Annotated in this window: 15 protein-coding genes; 6 read left to right on the forward strand and 9 right to left on the reverse strand. The window is 34.4% G+C overall.

The features are described from left to right. Positions 1 to 8: 8 nt before the first annotated feature. Positions 9 to 2,654 carry a BamA/TamA family outer membrane protein gene (locus FNW52_RS11365; protein WP_143377593.1) on the reverse strand — a complete coding sequence of 882 codons (2,646 nt, stop codon included), beginning with the start codon at positions 2,652 to 2,654 and terminating at the stop codon, positions 9 to 11. A 48-nt stretch (positions 2,655 to 2,702) separates the two neighbouring features. On the opposite strand from FNW52_RS11365, the gene FNW52_RS11370 reads away from it, so the two are divergent. Continuing rightward, positions 2,703 to 3,431, forward strand: coding sequence for an RNA methyltransferase (locus tag FNW52_RS11370; protein ID WP_143377594.1), 729 nt, complete (start codon positions 2,703 to 2,705; stop codon positions 3,429 to 3,431). Positions 3,432 to 3,455: 24 nt separating this feature from the next. On the opposite strand, the gene FNW52_RS11375 is transcribed toward FNW52_RS11370, so the two are convergent. The 4 genes from FNW52_RS11375 to FNW52_RS11395 form a co-directional block, all read right to left on the reverse strand. Next, on the reverse strand, positions 3,456 to 4,160 hold the full coding sequence (locus tag FNW52_RS11375) for a porin family protein (protein WP_143377595.1): 705 nt from the start codon (positions 4,158 to 4,160) through the stop codon (positions 3,456 to 3,458). 24 nt (positions 4,161 to 4,184) lie between these two features. Next, positions 4,185 to 4,916, reverse strand: a complete 732-nt coding sequence (ubiE, locus tag FNW52_RS11380; RefSeq protein ID WP_143377596.1) for a bifunctional demethylmenaquinone methyltransferase/2-methoxy-6-polyprenyl-1,4-benzoquinol methylase UbiE — start codon at positions 4,914 to 4,916, stop codon at positions 4,185 to 4,187. A gap of 838 nt (positions 4,917 to 5,754) precedes the next feature. After that, positions 5,755 to 6,237 carry a dihydrofolate reductase gene (locus FNW52_RS11390; RefSeq protein WP_143377598.1) on the reverse strand — a complete coding sequence of 161 codons (483 nt, stop codon included), beginning with the start codon at positions 6,235 to 6,237 and terminating at the stop codon, positions 5,755 to 5,757. 10 nt (positions 6,238 to 6,247) lie between these two features. Next, positions 6,248 to 6,580 (reverse strand): 2TM domain-containing protein, encoded by a 333-nt coding sequence (locus FNW52_RS11395; RefSeq protein WP_143377599.1) that lies wholly within the window; start codon positions 6,578 to 6,580, stop codon positions 6,248 to 6,250. A gap of 233 nt (positions 6,581 to 6,813) precedes the next feature. Here FNW52_RS11395 and FNW52_RS11400 point away from each other — a divergent pair, with 233 nt between their 5' ends. After that, positions 6,814 to 7,110 carry an isoamylase early set domain-containing protein gene (locus FNW52_RS11400; RefSeq protein WP_143377600.1) on the forward strand — a complete coding sequence of 99 codons (297 nt, stop codon included), beginning with the start codon at positions 6,814 to 6,816 and terminating at the stop codon, positions 7,108 to 7,110. A gap of 67 nt (positions 7,111 to 7,177) precedes the next feature. On the opposite strand, the gene FNW52_RS11405 is transcribed toward FNW52_RS11400, so the two are convergent. The 4 genes from FNW52_RS11405 to FNW52_RS11420 all read right to left on the reverse strand — a co-directional run bounded on the left by FNW52_RS11405 (position 7,178) and on the right by FNW52_RS11420 (position 10,899). After that, positions 7,178 to 8,029, reverse strand: coding sequence for a thymidylate synthase (locus FNW52_RS11405; RefSeq protein WP_143377601.1), 852 nt, complete (start codon positions 8,027 to 8,029; stop codon positions 7,178 to 7,180). Between the two features lie 89 nt (positions 8,030 to 8,118). Then, a complete protein-coding gene (locus FNW52_RS11410; protein ID WP_143377602.1) occupies positions 8,119 to 8,742 on the reverse strand; it encodes a bifunctional nuclease family protein in 624 nt (207 codons plus the stop codon). A 366-nt stretch (positions 8,743 to 9,108) separates the two neighbouring features. Beyond that, a complete protein-coding gene (locus FNW52_RS11415; protein ID WP_143377603.1) occupies positions 9,109 to 10,077 on the reverse strand; it encodes an electron transfer flavoprotein subunit alpha/FixB family protein in 969 nt (322 codons plus the stop codon). A 75-nt stretch (positions 10,078 to 10,152) separates the two neighbouring features. Beyond that, complete coding sequence (locus tag FNW52_RS11420) at positions 10,153 to 10,899, reverse strand: electron transfer flavoprotein subunit beta/FixA family protein (RefSeq protein WP_143377604.1); 747 nt, start codon at positions 10,897 to 10,899, stop codon at positions 10,153 to 10,155. 390 nt (positions 10,900 to 11,289) lie between these two features. On the opposite strand from FNW52_RS11420, the gene FNW52_RS11425 reads away from it, so the two are divergent. The 4 genes from FNW52_RS11425 (at position 11,290) to FNW52_RS11440 (ending at position 16,378) form a co-directional block, all read left to right on the forward strand. Next, positions 11,290 to 12,270, forward strand: coding sequence for a pyruvate dehydrogenase complex E1 component subunit beta (locus FNW52_RS11425; protein WP_143377605.1), 981 nt, complete (start codon positions 11,290 to 11,292; stop codon positions 12,268 to 12,270). Between the two features lie 116 nt (positions 12,271 to 12,386). After that, positions 12,387 to 14,888: a DUF5686 and carboxypeptidase-like regulatory domain-containing protein gene (locus tag FNW52_RS11430; RefSeq protein WP_143377606.1), complete on the forward strand. Its 2,502-nt coding sequence runs from the start codon at positions 12,387 to 12,389 to the stop codon at positions 14,886 to 14,888. Positions 14,889 to 14,992: 104 nt separating this feature from the next. Beyond that, complete coding sequence (locus FNW52_RS11435; RefSeq protein WP_143377607.1) at positions 14,993 to 15,595, forward strand: DNA-3-methyladenine glycosylase; 603 nt, start codon at positions 14,993 to 14,995, stop codon at positions 15,593 to 15,595. Positions 15,596 to 15,847: 252 nt separating this feature from the next. Next, entirely contained in the window at positions 15,848 to 16,378 is a 531-nt protein-coding gene (locus tag FNW52_RS11440; protein WP_143377608.1) for an inorganic diphosphatase, read from the forward strand. The last annotated feature ends 82 nt before the right edge of the window (positions 16,379 to 16,460 follow it).

Consider the following 16,460-nt stretch of genomic DNA (forward strand, 5'->3'; position numbering starts at 1 on the left):
ATTAGCATTTAGAAAGGGTAATTGATACCAAAATTAAAAACAGAGTTGGCAAAATTATATTGAGTGAACCATCTATCTCCCATTTCCAAGGCGGGATTGTAGGTTTTAAGCCCAATATCTACTCTAACTACAAAAAAACCAAAATCATATCGTAAGCCAAAACCTGTACCTAAGGCTATTTTGCTTAAATCTTTTATGCTATTGAATTGAGCAGGTTCAAAAGTGGTTTCATCAAATACATTCCAAATATTACCTGCGTCAGCAAATAAAGCACCATTAAATTTACCTCCAATTAAGAATCGATATTCCCCACTGATTGCGATTTTTAAATTGGCTTCGTTAAAGTTGTTTGTAGATGGACTGCTTCCAGGTCCTAAACGATACGGTTGCCATGCTCTATTGTCATTAGATCCTCCTGCATAATAGCTTTTAGTAAATGGAATGAAATTTGAATTCCCATAAGGGATTGCAATTCCAAAAAAAGTTCTCATGGCAAAAACTTTACCTTTGTCAATATCCCAATATTTGACAAAGTCAAATTCGGTCTTTAAATATTCCGCATATTCCAAATTGAAAATTTCATAGTTTCCGTTTGAGTTTTTAGGCAAATTACCAATGCTTGAAATGGCAGATAACAGTGTTCCTGCCGACTCAATTTTTGTTCTAAACATATAAAAATTATTGTCTTGCAAGTCCTTTTTGGTTGTTTTTGTAAAGACAATATTGGTAGCCATGATAAAATCATTATCGGTTAGCCTGATTCTTTGTTGTTCAATACTGCTTACATCTTTGTACTCTTGATCATTTGGTTTTAAAGATGTTTTATCTGACAGTACAGCATTTGTGAAACCAGTTGTCCCACTTTCTATAATTAAATCACCGGTTTTTGTATCAAAATAAGTAGGGTCTGTAACTACGCTAGGGTCTTTTGCTATTTTATTTAACGCATCATACGAAGATCCATATACGTTATAGTAGTTTTCAGGATTAAGATTGTTTACAAACTGAATATTAAAAAGATCGAAACGGGTTGTGTTGTTTTTTTTAGGGGTCCAGCTATACGAATAAACACCACTAAAGTTTTCTTTGTCTAAACCGATATTGGTTTGCTTAGAAAAACCAACACTCATTATAGTAGAGGGGATCATACTCTTGGGGATGATTTTTTCGGTTTTAAACGGAAATAAAATTCGCGGAAAGTTAAGTTTTGCATCCGCACCGTATTCTGATACGTTAAAAAAACTATCCCCCGGATCTGCAATGTCATTAGATGCACCAATATTTCCTCGTGCAGATAGTTCTAATGTTTCGGCTCCATTAAAAACATTTCTAACGGTTTCTGTAATACTTGCGGCAATACCAAAATCTTCAATATTAGAATGGGTTAGATCTAAAGTATAGCCAAAGCTAAATTTTTTGCGGGGAGTTAAATAGATTTTGGCAATCAAAGACTGAGAGGTACTGTCTCTTTTGTCTACTTCATATTGAATAGTGGGATAATTAAAAATTTTAAGATTGTTTAAATATCGAGTAGATAAAACAGTTTTGTTGTCAGCGAAGAGTCCTCCTTTTACAATAAAAACAGCATCGGTTATGGCATGTGGGGTATATTTTATTTTTTCAAAGCCATATAAATTCATGTTGTTATAAGTGAGACTGTCTTTAATTTTAGAATTGTGATTCGTGCTTTTATAGTCTGTGTAAATGTTGATGTCGCTAATTTTGTATATCTTAAATGGTTCTGTCTTTGTAGAATCATTTTCTTGATACAAATAATTACCAATGCTTAAATTGATGTTGGCTTTGTCTTTTTTATTGATAGTGTCAATGTCAAAAGTTACATAATTGGGTTGAAAACGATACGCACCATTATTTCTAAAAAGGGTGCTTATTCGATCTTTTTCATTTTCAAAATCTTCCGTTTTGTATTGATTTCCTGCGATAATTAATGATTTCTTTGTTTTGTAAAGAGAATCTAATACCGGTGTTAAAATGGTAGTTGTTATGGTATCTAAGAAAAAGGGATTTCCAGTTGTGACGTCATACTTCATCTTAGCTTTTTTGGGGCTTAGGGAGTCTAGCTTGTATGTGGCTTTAACATTAAAGTAGCCGTTATTAAAATAATGACTTTTAAGGCGAAGTAATGATTTTTTAGATTTTAAGGTGTCTGCAATAACTGGTGCTTCTCCCGTTTCTTTCAAAAAGGTGTGTATCCCGTGATACCAAAAGGATTTACGTAGTCTTGCTATTTGTTTCTCAGAAAGCCATTTTACTTCTCGGTTGTATTTTTTTTCTTTGTTGTGATATTTCAGATTGAATGTCGAATCTGGATTAGGGTTGGCTAAATTGTATAGATTCAACAACATCCGGTATCCTACTATGGAACTGTTGGGTTGTTGGTACAATTGATCGTATATGTTTTGATTCTTTATTGATTTGTTATTTTGAACAATTTCATTTTTTACAAGAAGTTGTTTTCTGGCTGGAACTCTCTTTTCTGAATTACAAGCTATAATTAGTATTGAAATTAGAATAAATGCTACTATTTTTGTAAAATTCTTTTTCTTCTGAAAAAGTCTGGATTGCCCAAGGTTATTATCTCGACAATTATCAAGACTCTTTTTTATAATATAGGAGGAATTTTTTTGGGGCATGTGGGGTTCAATTGTTATGAAATATTTAATTCAAAAGTACATTTTTTTATGCTTAGTAAAAACCAAATAAAGCTTATCTCGAGTTTGCAACAAAAAAAACATCGTTTTGCCAATCAGTTGTTTTTTGCCGAGGGCGTAAAAGTAATTCAAGAATTAGTAAAATCAAATTTTGAATTAGAACATCTCTATACAACAATGCCAGATTTTGATGAAATACCAGTTGGCAAGAAAACAATTATTTCCGAAGGCGAGTTGAATAAAATTAGTGCATTGGCTACTCCTAATACTTGTTTGGCAGTATTTAGAATTCCTTTAGAGAAAAAAATACTTGATTCTGGATTGATAGTTGCACTTGATTCTATTAGAGATCCAGGGAATTTGGGTACTATTTTAAGATTATGTGATTGGTTTGGAGTTAAACAGTTGTTGTGCTCCAAAGAAACTGTTGATATTTTTAATCCAAAAGTGGTTCAGGCTACGATGGGATCTATCGCTAGGGTAAATGTAAATTATATCGATTTGAATGCTTTTATATCCAAAACCAAGCTGCCGGTTTTTGGAACGTTTATGGATGGGGATACTATTTATAAAACAGATTTGCCGCAAGATGGAATCATAATAATGGGTAATGAAGCCAACGGAATTTCAGCTGAGTTGGAGGATTTAGTTCAAAAAAGACTAGCCATTCCGCGTTTTGGCGATCTTCAAGAAACCGAAAGCTTAAATGTGGCTACTGCAACGGCAATTATTTTAAGTGAATTTAGTAGGCGGAATTAAGTCCGGAAACACTTAAATATAATTTTAGTGGAAAGTAAAATTAATCAAAACGGCTCTTGATTTCATAGACTCAATATTGCCAGTCCAAGGACTGTTTGGATCTTTGTCGCGGATTAATTCGTCTCCGATTCCAAAAGAGCCTCTTATGGAAGGAGAAAATATAAAATATTCAGAAAATATGTCAATTCCAAAGCCCAATTCGTAATTGGTAGTCCACGATTTTACTCTAAAGCGCTGTTCAAGATTGTCATCTAAAGATTTGGCGTTACCGGAAAGGTTTAGATTTGCAGATACACCTCCCAATAAATAAGGGCGAATGTTTCCAGTTCTAAGCGATGAAAATTTTAATAATAAAGGAAAATTGATATAGGTGCTGTTTATATCTCTTATGGCGTCGTTTTTGGAAGCGAAATTGGGGTAATGCAAAACTCTGGTGGCATAGTATAGACCGGGTTCAAAACGTAAGTTTATATACTCCTGTAGTCTTAAATCGGTAACTAGTCCCACATTAAAGCCCATTGAGTTGTCTGCTTGAATATCTGGACCAACTGTTTTATAATCAATTTTGAAATTATAAGAGTTGAAACCTAAGAAAAAACCAAAATAAACTTTTTGTTTTTGCCAATTTTCTAAATTTATTATAGGATCCTTGCTGAAAATCCCTTTTGAATTTTGAGCGTTTCCATGCAATGACAAAACTATAAAAACGAGTGCAATTATTTTTTTCATATTATACGCTGAATGTTTTCAGTATTATTTTTTGGAGGCTGAATAAATGGTGGCGACACCAAATGTTTGAGGCATAGCAATAACATCTATAAACCCCGTTTTTCGCAAAATATTGTTTAAAGCCTCGCCATAAGGAAAAGAAGCTGCGGATTCTGACAAATAACCATAAGCAACATCGTCTTTTGAAAACAATTTTCCAATGATTGGTAATATATTGTTACTGTAGAATTTATAGCCTTGTTTGTATGGTGTTTTGTCTGGGACAGAGGTTTCTAAAATAACGAAAATCCCCCCTGGCTTTAGGACTCTTAAAATTTCAGACAGCCCTTTTTCTAGGTGCTCAAAATTCCTTACCCCAAAGGCAACGGTTATAGCATCAAAAAAATGATCTTCGAAAGGTATGTTTTCAGAATCAGCCAAAACCATTTCTATTGTTTTTGATAAATCTTTCTCGATAATTTTTTTCTTTCCAACCTCAAGCATTCCTGCAGAAATGTCTAATCCTATGATTTTCTTAGCCTTTGTTTTCGCCATCAAAATTGCTAAATCTCCAGTGCCAGTAGCAATGTCCAAAATGTTTTCTGGATTGGTTTTGGCTACCAATTGCAATACTTTTTTTCTCCACTTAACATCTATTCCAAACGAAATAACACGGTTTAGATTGTCATAGTTTCCAGAGATTTTGTCAAACATTGATGCAACTTGCTCTTTTTTGCTAAGGTTTGAATTTTTGTAGGGTGTAATTTCTTTTGACATTTTTTTTATTTCCACAAATATAATACAAACTAGAGAAACCGCCATAAAGAAATTTTCCTCCTATAAAAATGAAAAAGCGGTTCCTGACAACCAAATTTTAAATACTTTTTAGGAAGAAACAATAAAGGCGTTTTTTTTGTATTTGAATGAAAGTTTGTAAGGACGTATGTGACTATAATAGGTTTGAATAGTTTTGTCGTGAATTTTCGATTTCTAGAAGAAAAAAAACGGACAGTAATTTGCATTTTTTTCAAAATCGTCTCAAAAAAATATATTGGCTTACTTCTATGAAAGCTGTTAACCCTTGCTATTGCTGAGATCTTTGATGATTTTCGTGTGTAAATTAGACTTTTTTTAGCAAAATAAAAAAAATGAAAAAAAAATGAAATATCACTAAAAGTGGGTATTGTGGTTACTGTTTTTATTACTGATGTTTGTATCATAAAATTTTAATATTTATTGAATGATTAAGAGGGAAGTAATGACCCAAATCAAATGGATGTTTCTTGCGCTATGTATCTCATTTGTTCTTGTAGTTTTTTTTGAAGGTACTGTTAGTCATGGCAGTATTGTTTTGAAAGCGCAAAACACGTTCTTAGGATTAAATTTGTTTTTGGAAATTTTAATTTTCTTTGCCTTTAGTACCTTTGTGGTATTTGGTACTAAAGGTTTTTTTGAGTTGTACTCTCAAAAAACATCAAATAGCATTGTCTTCGTTTCTGGAGTAATAATGATATTTGTGATTTGTATATTATGTTATCAAATTTTATTACAAGAGTAGGTCATCCCTCAAAATCATTTAAAAAAAAACATCCCAATTAGGGATGTTTTTTTTTATCTATTTTTTTATGTAGGTCTGATAAGTGTACCTATAAAGATGTTTGTCATCTATAGGGTTAAATTCGGTTTGAATCTCTAGCCAATCATCAGGGTTTATTTCCGGAAAAAAAGCATCAGCCTCAAAGCTATGGTGTACTCTAGTGATTTCTAGCTTATCTGCATAAGGAAGTCCTAAATTGTATATTTCTCCTCCACCAATAATAAATGAAGTTTCATTTTCTGGGCAAATAGCAATTGCTTTTTCTATGCTGTCTACCACAATACAGCCTTCTAACGGGTAGTTTTCTTGTCTTGTGATTACGACATGAGTTCTATTGGGAAGTGGCTTAGGAAAGCTTTCAAATGTCTTTCTTCCCATTATAATATGATGTCCTGTCGTTAATGATTTAAATCGCTTAAAATCATTAGGGAGATGCCAGACTAATTCATTGTTTTTTCCAAGGGCATTGTTTTCTGCAACAGCAGCAATCATAATTATCATACTATTGGGGTTATTTCGAATTATTTTCTTCAACTTTAGATTGTAATTGGGCTATTTTCTTTTGCTGTAAAGCTACAAGTCGGTCAATTTGATCTCTTTCCCAATATTTGTTCATGAAACGATCCGTGATGAATACCTTTATAAAATGTAATGTAAAAACGAAGAGCCATACAATAATTATCCATGTTGACCAATTTGTATCAATCCCAATATCGAAAAACCGATGAGCGGTAAATAGAAATATGCTAATCAAAGTAAAGAAAACAAAATGGTAATAGAGTCTTTTCTTTTGTCTTAGGCGTCTTCTGGCATATTCGTATTGCTCGTGTAATTCTTTTTCCATGGTATAAATTTTGTTTATAAAGATAAAATATATTTTCTAAAGTGACTGTTCTCGTTATTGAATATTTAATGAGAAATCGTTTTCTTAATTTTAAATCAAATTTTTCCCGAGCTATTTTCTTAAAAAAGTAAAAAAGAATACTGTTTTTTGTTATTACATCAAATCGTCATGGGTCAGATTGAAATGTCAAATTATTTTATTTACTTTGGTATAATCTTAAAAACTAAATAGTTATGTCTATAAAGAAACAATTTGTAAAAACAAAACCAGTTTGCAAAGTTACTTTTTCAATTGAAGCTAAAACGGCTAGTGAAGCTTCGGTTGTTGGGGATTTTAATAACTGGAGTTTAGAAGAGGGCGCTTTAAGTAAACTAAAAAATGGCACTTTTAAAGCGACTTTTGATTTAAATAAAGATGCTATTTATGAATTTAAGTATGTCGTAGACGGTGTGTTTGTAAATGAGCCAGAAGCCGATTCATTCAGGTGGAATGATTATGCAGGTGCAGAGAATAGTGTGTTAGCAATATAGTTCAAATAAAAAAATCCGCTTTCGTATAAAGCGGATTTTTTTATAAAACGAGAATTGTGTTTTTTATTTAGACAGCCACATTTCCTTTAATGAGGGCATGTGGTTCGTATCCTTCTAAAGTAAAGTCATCGAAATCAAAATCGAAGATATTTTTTATGGCAGGATTCAAAATCATTTTCGGCAATGGTTTTGGTTCGCGTGTGAGTTGTAATTCGAGTTGCTCAAAATGGTTGTTGTATATGTGTGCGTCACCAAAGGTGTGGATGAATTCACCAACCTCAAGGTCGCAAACTTGTGCAATCATCATGGTTAATAAGGCATAGGAAGCAATGTTAAAGGGTACACCCAAAAATATGTCAGCACTTCGTTGGTACAATTGGCAGGATAGTTTTCCTTTAGTTTCTCCTTTGGTTTCGTCTGGGGAGGCTACATAAAACTGAAAAAAGGCGTGGCAAGGAGGCAAGGCCGCTTTGTTATTGGCAACATTCTCCTCAAATGACTTAGTGGTATCAGGAAGAACCGATGGGTTCCATGCTGAAACGAGCATTCTTCGGCTGTTTGGATTTGTTTTTAATTCGGTAATAAGCTCGGAAATTTGGTCGATCTCTTCGCTGTTCCAATTACGCCATTGGTGACCGTAAACAGGGCCTAAATCGCCATTGCTATCCGCCCAGGCATCCCAAATTTTAACGCCGTTTTCTTGTAGGTATTTGATGTTTGTATCCCCTTTTAGAAACCAAAGCAATTCGTAAATTATAGATTTAAGATGTAGCTTTTTAGTAGTTACCATCGGGAAACCTTCGCTCAAATCAAATCGCATTTGGTGTCCAAATACACTTTTTGTTCCAGTTCCGGTACGATCTCCTTTTTGACAACCGTTTTGCATAACGTGTTGTACTAAATCTAGGTATTGTTTCATTCTAGGGTTATGATTTGTAGTTTCTTGTTGTGATCTTTGTGCAGACACGATTCATCGCATGCAGACGCGATGAATCGCGTCTCTACCAATTATCGTTTAGAAATTTCGTCCCGAATCTTTGCTGCTTTTTCATAATCTTCATGTTCAACAGCTTGTTGCAATAATTCATTTAATTCCTGCAAACTGTGTTTAGAATAGGTGTTGCCAGATTCGGCACTTTCTGAAGTATGACCAAAAGTTTCGGGATTAGAAAGAATATCGTCTATTTCTTGCGAAGCGGCATCGGTTTCAAGAGGATTTGCTTTTAAATAAATTCCAGCTTTGTCCAAAATGTTTTTATAAGTAAACATAGGAGCATTAAATCGAATGGCTAATGCAATGGCGTCCGAAGTTCTGGCGTCAATAATTTCCTCGATTTTGTCTCTTTCGCATATAATGCTAGAATAAAAGACACCGTCTACTAGTTTGTGTATGATAATCTGTTTGACAACAATGTCAAATCGCTCAGCAAAATTTTTGAACAAATCATGAGTCAAGGGACGCGGAGGTTTGATTTCTTTCTCTAAAGCAATAGCAATAGATTGGGCTTCAAAAGCGCCGATAACTATAGGTAATTTTCTTTCGCCATCAACCTCGTTCAAAATCAATGCATACGCACCGTTTTGGGTTTGACTGTATGAAATTCCTTTAATGGATAATTTTACTAAGCTCATGTTGGTATAATAGAAAGTACAAAGTACCTTATTAATAGTGTCGTTTTTTTATATTAAAATAAAGTGCAATTTTAATCAAAATTTATTGAACAAAAAAGCTACCTAAAGCAAAGATACGATTATCTTGTTTTTAGGCAGCTATAATTATAAGAGAAATTAAATTTGCGGGTATTTAGCCCTTAGTCCCGATAGCTATCGGGAGTGAAGAGTGATTAGCCTTTGTGCATACTAAAATAAAGTATCTATCATTAAAGGTATTTTTGTTTAATTTTTTCGCAAAAATTTCTAATATATTTATGTTAGAATCTACGTTTCCAAGCTAATCACTAATGGCTTTTCGCTAATCACTGAAAAGTTACTCAAACCTTAAGACTGTTGCTCTTTGAAAGCTTTGAATTTTGCGATTAATTGAGGTACAATTTCAAAAGCATCACCAACAACTCCATAATCAGCAACCTTAAAGAAAGGAGCTTCTGGGTCACTATTGATAACCACTTTTACTTTAGAAGAGTTGATTCCTGCAATATGTTGGATAGCACCAGAGATCCCTATGGCAATGTATAAATTGGTTGCTACTGGTTTTCCGGTTTGTCCTACGTGTTCTGCATGAGGTCTCCATCCTATATCAGATACAGGTTTAGAACAAGCAGTTGCAGCTCCAAGAACTCCAGCTAATTCTTCAATCATTCCCCAGTTTTCAGGTCCTTTTAGACCGCGTCCTGCAGAAACTACAATATCAGCATCGGCAATAGAAACTTTTCCGGTTACTTTTTCAACAGAAACTACTTTTACACCAAAATCAGCATCTCCGATGGTTGGATTGAAATCTTCTTCGGTTGCTGCTGATGCATTTTCGAAAATCCCATAAGAGTTTTTGGCTAGAGCCAAAACTTTAACATCAGTATTGATTTCTGTAATATTGAACGCTTTATTTGAAAATGCATTTCTTTTTACTTGAAAAGGAGAAGTGCTTACCGGTAATCCCACCACGTTTGAAGCAAAACCAGCTTCTAGCGCTACTGCAACTAATGAAGACAAGTAAATACTATCTGTAGTAGAAGATAGCAAAACTACTTTAGCACCTTCTTTTTGTGCCGCTTGTTTGATTACATCTGCATAGGCTTTGGCAGTAAAACCAGCTAATTTGTCATTGGCTACTTTTAAAACTTTGTCTACTCCGTATTTCGATAATTCCGAAACATCTCCAGCATTTACAGTCACAGCAGTAACGGTAGTGCCTAATGATTCAGCTACTTTTTTTGCATAAGAAGCTAGTTCTAATGCTACTTTTTTAAATTTTCCTTCTGCAGATTCTGCATATATTAATATTGACATGATTTTTTTGTTTAAAAGTTTAAAAGTTTAAGGTTTAAAGTTTTGCAACTGAAAACTGCGACTAAAAACTGATTACTAGATTACTTTCGCTTCGTTGTGTAATAAATTAATTAATTCATCCAAGTTATCAGCTGAAACCAATTTAACCGCTGATTTTGGAGCTGGTTTTACAAATTTCACCGCTTTGGTGTTTACAGCAGTGTCAACTGGTTCAAGGATTGTTAATGCTTTTGTTCTAGCAGTCATGATTCCTCTCATGTTCGGAATACGTAAATCCTTTTCTTCAACAAGTCCTTTTTGACCCCCAATAATAACAGGCAGTGTAGTGCTTACAGTTTCTTTACCACCGTCGATTTCACGTACAGCAGTTACATTTGCTCCGTCAACGGTGATGTTGGTGCAAGAGTTTAAAAAGTTATATCCTAAAATACCAGCGATCATTCCAGGAACCATTCCACCATTATAATCTAATGATTCTTTTCCCGCAATTACAACATCATAACCACCATTTTTGATTACTTCGGCCAATTGTTTGGCTACAAAAAATCCATCAGTAGGGTTGGCGTTGATACGAATGGCTTCGTTTGCACCTATGGCCAATGCTTTTCTTAAAGTTGGTTCAGTGTCTGGTCCACCAACATTTACTACAGTAACTGTAGCTCCTTGTTGTTCTTGGAACCAAATGGCACGAGTTAAACCAAATTCGTCATTTGGATTAATTACATATTGAACCCCATTGGTGTCAAACTCAGAGTCTCCGTTAATGAAGTTGATTTTTGAAGTAGTATCAGGGACGTGGCTGATGCAAACTAATATTTTCATAATTTATATTTTATAATTCGTAATTTCTTTGACAAATTTAAAATAATAAATCGAATAAAATACTATGCGTGCATAACATTTTATTTGACTATTACGATTTCGTAATTTATTGTAGGAGTTGATATGTTTTAATCAAAATTATTATAAAGAATTGAGCTGTTTTTGTGAATTATGTGATAGTTGATTTGGTTGGGGTTTTGTTTTTTCATTCTAGAAGGGCTGTGTTTTGTCGAATTACATCGATTTCGTAGTCCAGATGTAGTGAATAGCTGGAATAGCTCCTAAAAACCATAAGTGTAACGAGGTGTTATTTTAAAGTGATTTATGCATTTAAGTGATTTAAAATAATTATTTTTGCGATTCTAAAAATTACACACAGACTATATAAATATGAGAACGATACAATTTAGAGAGGCCATTTGCGAAGCGATGAGCGAAGAAATGCGTCGCGATGAGTCCATATACTTAATGGGTGAAGAGGTAGCAGAATACAATGGTGCGTACAAAGCATCAAAAGGAATGCTTGCCGAATTTGGGGAGAAAAGAGTAATTGATACGCCAATCGCAGAACTTGGTTTTACTGGAATTGCAGTAGGATCGGCAATGAATGGTTGTCGCCCGATAGTAGAATACATGACTTTCAACTTTTGTTTGGTTGGAATTGATCAAATTATAAACAATGCTGCCAAAATGCGTCAAATGACCGGTGGGCAGTTTAATGTGCCAATCGTTTTTCGCGGGCCTACTGCTTCGGCAGGACAATTGGGAGCGACACACTCTCAGGCTATCGAGAACTGGTTTGCCAATACTCCAGGACTCAAAGTGGTGGTTCCGTCTAATGTTTATGATGCCAAAGGTTTGTTGAAATCGGCTATTCGTGACAATGACCCAGTTATTTTCATGGAATCTGAACAAATGTATGGTGACAAAGGCGAAGTGCCAGATGGTGAATATACGATTCCTATTGGAGTTGCCGCTATCAAACGTGAAGGGACAGATGTAACTATCGTTTCTTTCGGAAAAATCATCAAAGAAGCCTATATCGCTGCCGATGAATTGATCAAGGAAGGGATTTCATGTGAAATTATCGACTTGAGAACCGTTCGTCCTATGGATAAAGATGCGATTTTAACTTCAGTTAGAAAAACAAACCGATTGGTAATTCTTGAAGAGGCTTGGCCGTTTGCAAGTGTATCTTCGGAGATTGCTTATTTGGTTCAAGAACAAGCTTTTGACTTCCTTGATGCGCCAATTCAACGTATTACCACTGCCGATACTCCGGCGCCCTATTCTCCAGTATTGTTGAAAGAATGGTTGCCAAATGCTGCCGATGTTGTGAAAGCAGTAAAGAAAGTAATGTATAAAAAATAGATTTAAATAAAATTTTAACATTCCGTTAGTTAACTTTCGGATCATCTAAATTTCTAAATAACTATATTTGAAACTTCATCAGAATAAACCTGATGAAGTTTTTTTTTTTGAAGAATATGAAAAAAATAATTTTGGTTTCTTTGCTTTTCTTACTTACGCTGGCAAATACTCTTTTTGCCCAAACAAAAGTGAGTGGCATTGTTGTTGACAAATCCAAGCAGCCTATTCCATTCGCCAATGTAGTTTTCAAAAATTCCAGTACAGGGACTGTGACTAATGAAGATGGGCGTTTTTATATGGAATCTCCAAACACCTATAAAACATTAGTGGTAACCTCGATTGGTTTTTCTGAAAAGGAAATTACCCTTGCCAAATCGGTCAATTATAATTTTACGGTTGAATTGGGCGAGCAGGAAAGTTTGAAAGAAGTTGTTATTTATACGGGTAAAACGTCTAAAAAGAACAACCCTGCACTCGATATCCTAAGAAAAATTTGGGAGAAAAAGCGCAAAAATGGGTTGTATATGTTTAACCAATACCAAATGGAGAAGTATGAAAAAGTAGAGTTCGACTTGAATTCTATTGACAGTGCGTTTATGAAAAAGAAGATTTTCAAGGGCATGGAGTTTATATTCAATCAAGTTGACACTTCAAAAATTACCGGAAAAACGTATTTGCCCATCTTTATAAACGAAGCATTGATTGATATTTATGGTGACAATAAATTGAAGAAGGTCAAAGAGATAACAAAAGCCAATAAAACGTCCGGATTTGAAGGGAATCAGCAAATTTTGTCTTTTATAAAGGATTTGTATTCGGATTATAACATCTACAATAATTACATTGCTTTATTTGATAAAAGTTTTACGAGTCCGCTTTCTAAAACAGGAATTGATGTTTATAATTATGTATTAAGAGATAGTGCTTACATTGATAAAAAATGGTGTTATAATATTGTTTTTTATCCAAGGCGAAAAAACGAACTGACTTTCAAAGGTGATTTTTGGGTAAATGACACCACATTTGCCATCAAAAAAATCAACATGGCCGTTACCAAAAGTGCCAATATCAACTGGGTAAAGGATATTTATGTAGAACAAGAATTTGATGTTTTAAACGATTCTGTTTTTCTGTTGACCAAGGATTATTTGATGTCTGATTTTGCTTTAAATAAAAAAGAAAAATCTAGCGGAATTTACGGTAAGCGAACTACGTATTATCAAAATCACAAATTCAATATCGAAAAGCCGGTGAAGTTTTACAAAGACGAAGTAAATTTTGTCGATAATGAAGTGTACAAAAAGAGTGAGGAGTTTTGGGATGAAAATCGTTTCGAAAAATTAAGCAAAGACGAACGAGGAGTTTATAAAATGCTGGATACGCTGCAAACGGTTAAGGCGTTTAAGCAGATCACCAGCTTGGTAACATTGCTTGCGAGCGGCTATATAAACTACGATAAATTCGATTTTGGACCTATTTTCTCCACCTTTGGATACAATGAAGTCGAAGGCTTTAGGACGCAATTAGGTGGACGTACGTATTTTGGTCCCAATGATACTTGGCGCGTACAAGCTTTTACGGCTTATGGTTTTAAAGATCAAAAGTTCAAGTACGGTTTTGCCGGAAAATGGATGATTGAAAAGAAAAACCGAATTATTATTTCCGGAGGAAACAGGCGTGACATTGAGCAATTGGGAGCCAGTCTAACCACTACCAATGACATTTTGGCTAGAAACTTTGGCTCTACGGCTTTTTTCACCACAGGATCCAATGGGAAATTAACTAATATAGGATTGACCAATGTTTACGTTGCAATAGAACCCATTAAAAACCTAACGTTTCAAACGGGAGTGAGCTATAAAACACTAGAGTCGGCCTCGCCCGTTTTTAGTTTAGATTATTATACCACTTTGCCAACGGCAGACAACCCCGCTGGAGTTGTAAAAAGCACCACCACCCAATCGGAGTTCAATATTCAAGCCGAGTTCACTCCCAATCGAAGAACCATTGCTTATGGAGTAGAGAGAGGTATTGCTAATAGTCCTTATACGAAGCTTTTTGTTAATTTCAGTCAAGGGTACAAAGGAATTATCAATAGTGACTTTGATTATAAAAGAATCGAATTGTATTATAAACAACCCATTATTATCGGTCCACTCGGACGCACCAATTTGATTCTGGAACTGGGGAAAACTTTCGGAACTGTTCCTTTAGGATTAATGAGTGTAGTGCCGGGTAACCAGACTTTTTTCACCATCGAGAATACTTTTAGCAATCTTAATTATTATGAATTTGTTACCGATCAATATGCGACGTTCCAATGGAATCACGATTTTAACGGAAGGTTGTTTGCCAGAGTTCCTTTTATGCGAAAGCTCAATTGGAGAGAATTCGTAGGGGTAAAAGCCGCTTATGGAACTGTTTCGGATGCCAATAGAGCTTTAAATGCTTCGGGCTTAATTTATACAGCTCCGGAAAATGTATATTGGGAATACAATGCCGGAATTGGAAATATCTTCAAAGTATTCCGTTTGGATTTTGCTTGGAGAGGCAGTTATCTCGATACGCCAAATACGAATAGATTTACAGTAAAAGGGTCGTTTGGATTCTATTTTTAAGAGCTATCGCGATAGCTATCGGGACAGCGATTTTTTTTAAAAGTCTTTCCATTTCACACGAGTGAAGCGAACTGGCGAAGCAATCTGGACTAAAAAATCAAACTATGCAACAAGCTATCGATTATCTTTTTCAAAAAGATTCCATATTCAAAAAAATTATAGATACTTACGGATTACCAACCATTCCCAAAAGGCCGCAAGGATTTGAGACTTTGGTGTTGTTGATTTTAGAACAACAAGTGTCAATAGATTCCGCAAAGGCCACTTTTTTAAAGATAAAAGCAGAGCATGTTACTTTTCAACCAGAATTACTGATTTTGGTTCCTGATGAAGAGTATAGAACCTTTGGCGTAAGCCGGCAAAAAACGACTTATATAAAAGCACTAGCATCCGCTATTCTGAATGAGGAGATAGATTTGGACAGTTTGCCGCAAAAATCCGCTCAACAAGTACGGGAAGAACTCATAAAGATTAAAGGAATTGGCAACTGGACAATAGATATTTATTTGATGTTTTGTTTGCAAGAACCCGATTTGCTGCCCCTAGGCGATATTGCAGTAGTCAATACCATAAAGGAACTACTCGATATTCAGGAAAAACAGCAAATGGAAGTCCATACCTTAGATTGGAGCCCTTATCGATCTTACGCTACTTTTTTGCTATGGCATTATTATCTTAAAAAACGAAAAAGAACAATAGTGTATTAAGAAAGGAGTAATTAGCAAATAGTAATTAGTGATTGGCTGTTGGGACTGTAAATGCTAGAACTCTTTTTTTTTAAACTTTTGACTAATTTTTTGTGATTATTTTGTCTGTAATGATGTATTGGGCTAGGAGTTAAAGCTAATAACCATTTACTATTCAATAATCACTGGATTATATTGCCTTTTTTTATTGTAAAAAAGTATTGTTTGATTACTTTTGCATTCGTAAATAAATTAAGAAAATATAAAAGAATAATGACAGCAGATAAATTAAAAACTTTTGATGTTTTAATCGAAATACCAAGAGGAAGCAGAAATAAATACGAGTACGATTTTGAAATAAAAAGAATGCGATTTGATAGAATGTTGTTCTCTTCTATGATGTACCCAGCTGATTATGGTTTCATTCCAGAAACATTAGCATTAGACGGAGATCCATTAGATGTTTTGGTATTGGTAAACGAGCCAACTTTTCCAGGATGCGTTATGGAAGTAAAGCCAATTGGTGTTTTCCACATGGCTGATGATAAAGGACCAGATGAAAAAGTAATTTGTGTACCGGTTTCTGATCCAATTTGGAATTCATTGAATGATTTGTCAGATATGAATCCACATTTATTAAAAGAAATCGAGCATTTCTTCCAAGTATATAAAGATCTTGAAAACAAAACCGTAGATGTTGGTGGTTGGGGAGATGTAAATGAAGCGTATGCCATTATAAAAGAATGTACAGAGCGTTTTGATCAAATTGAGAATAAACCAGAAGGATTGTTTAGTATTAAATAATTTTTCGCACTTTAATTTTATAAAAAAGCAATGCTCTTCAAAGAGTGTTGCTTTTTTTGTTTAAATTGCTATCGTTTAAGAT

Source organism: Flavobacterium sp. ZT3R18, from assembly GCF_007097385.1.
Taxonomy (GTDB): domain Bacteria; phylum Bacteroidota; class Bacteroidia; order Flavobacteriales; family Flavobacteriaceae; genus Flavobacterium.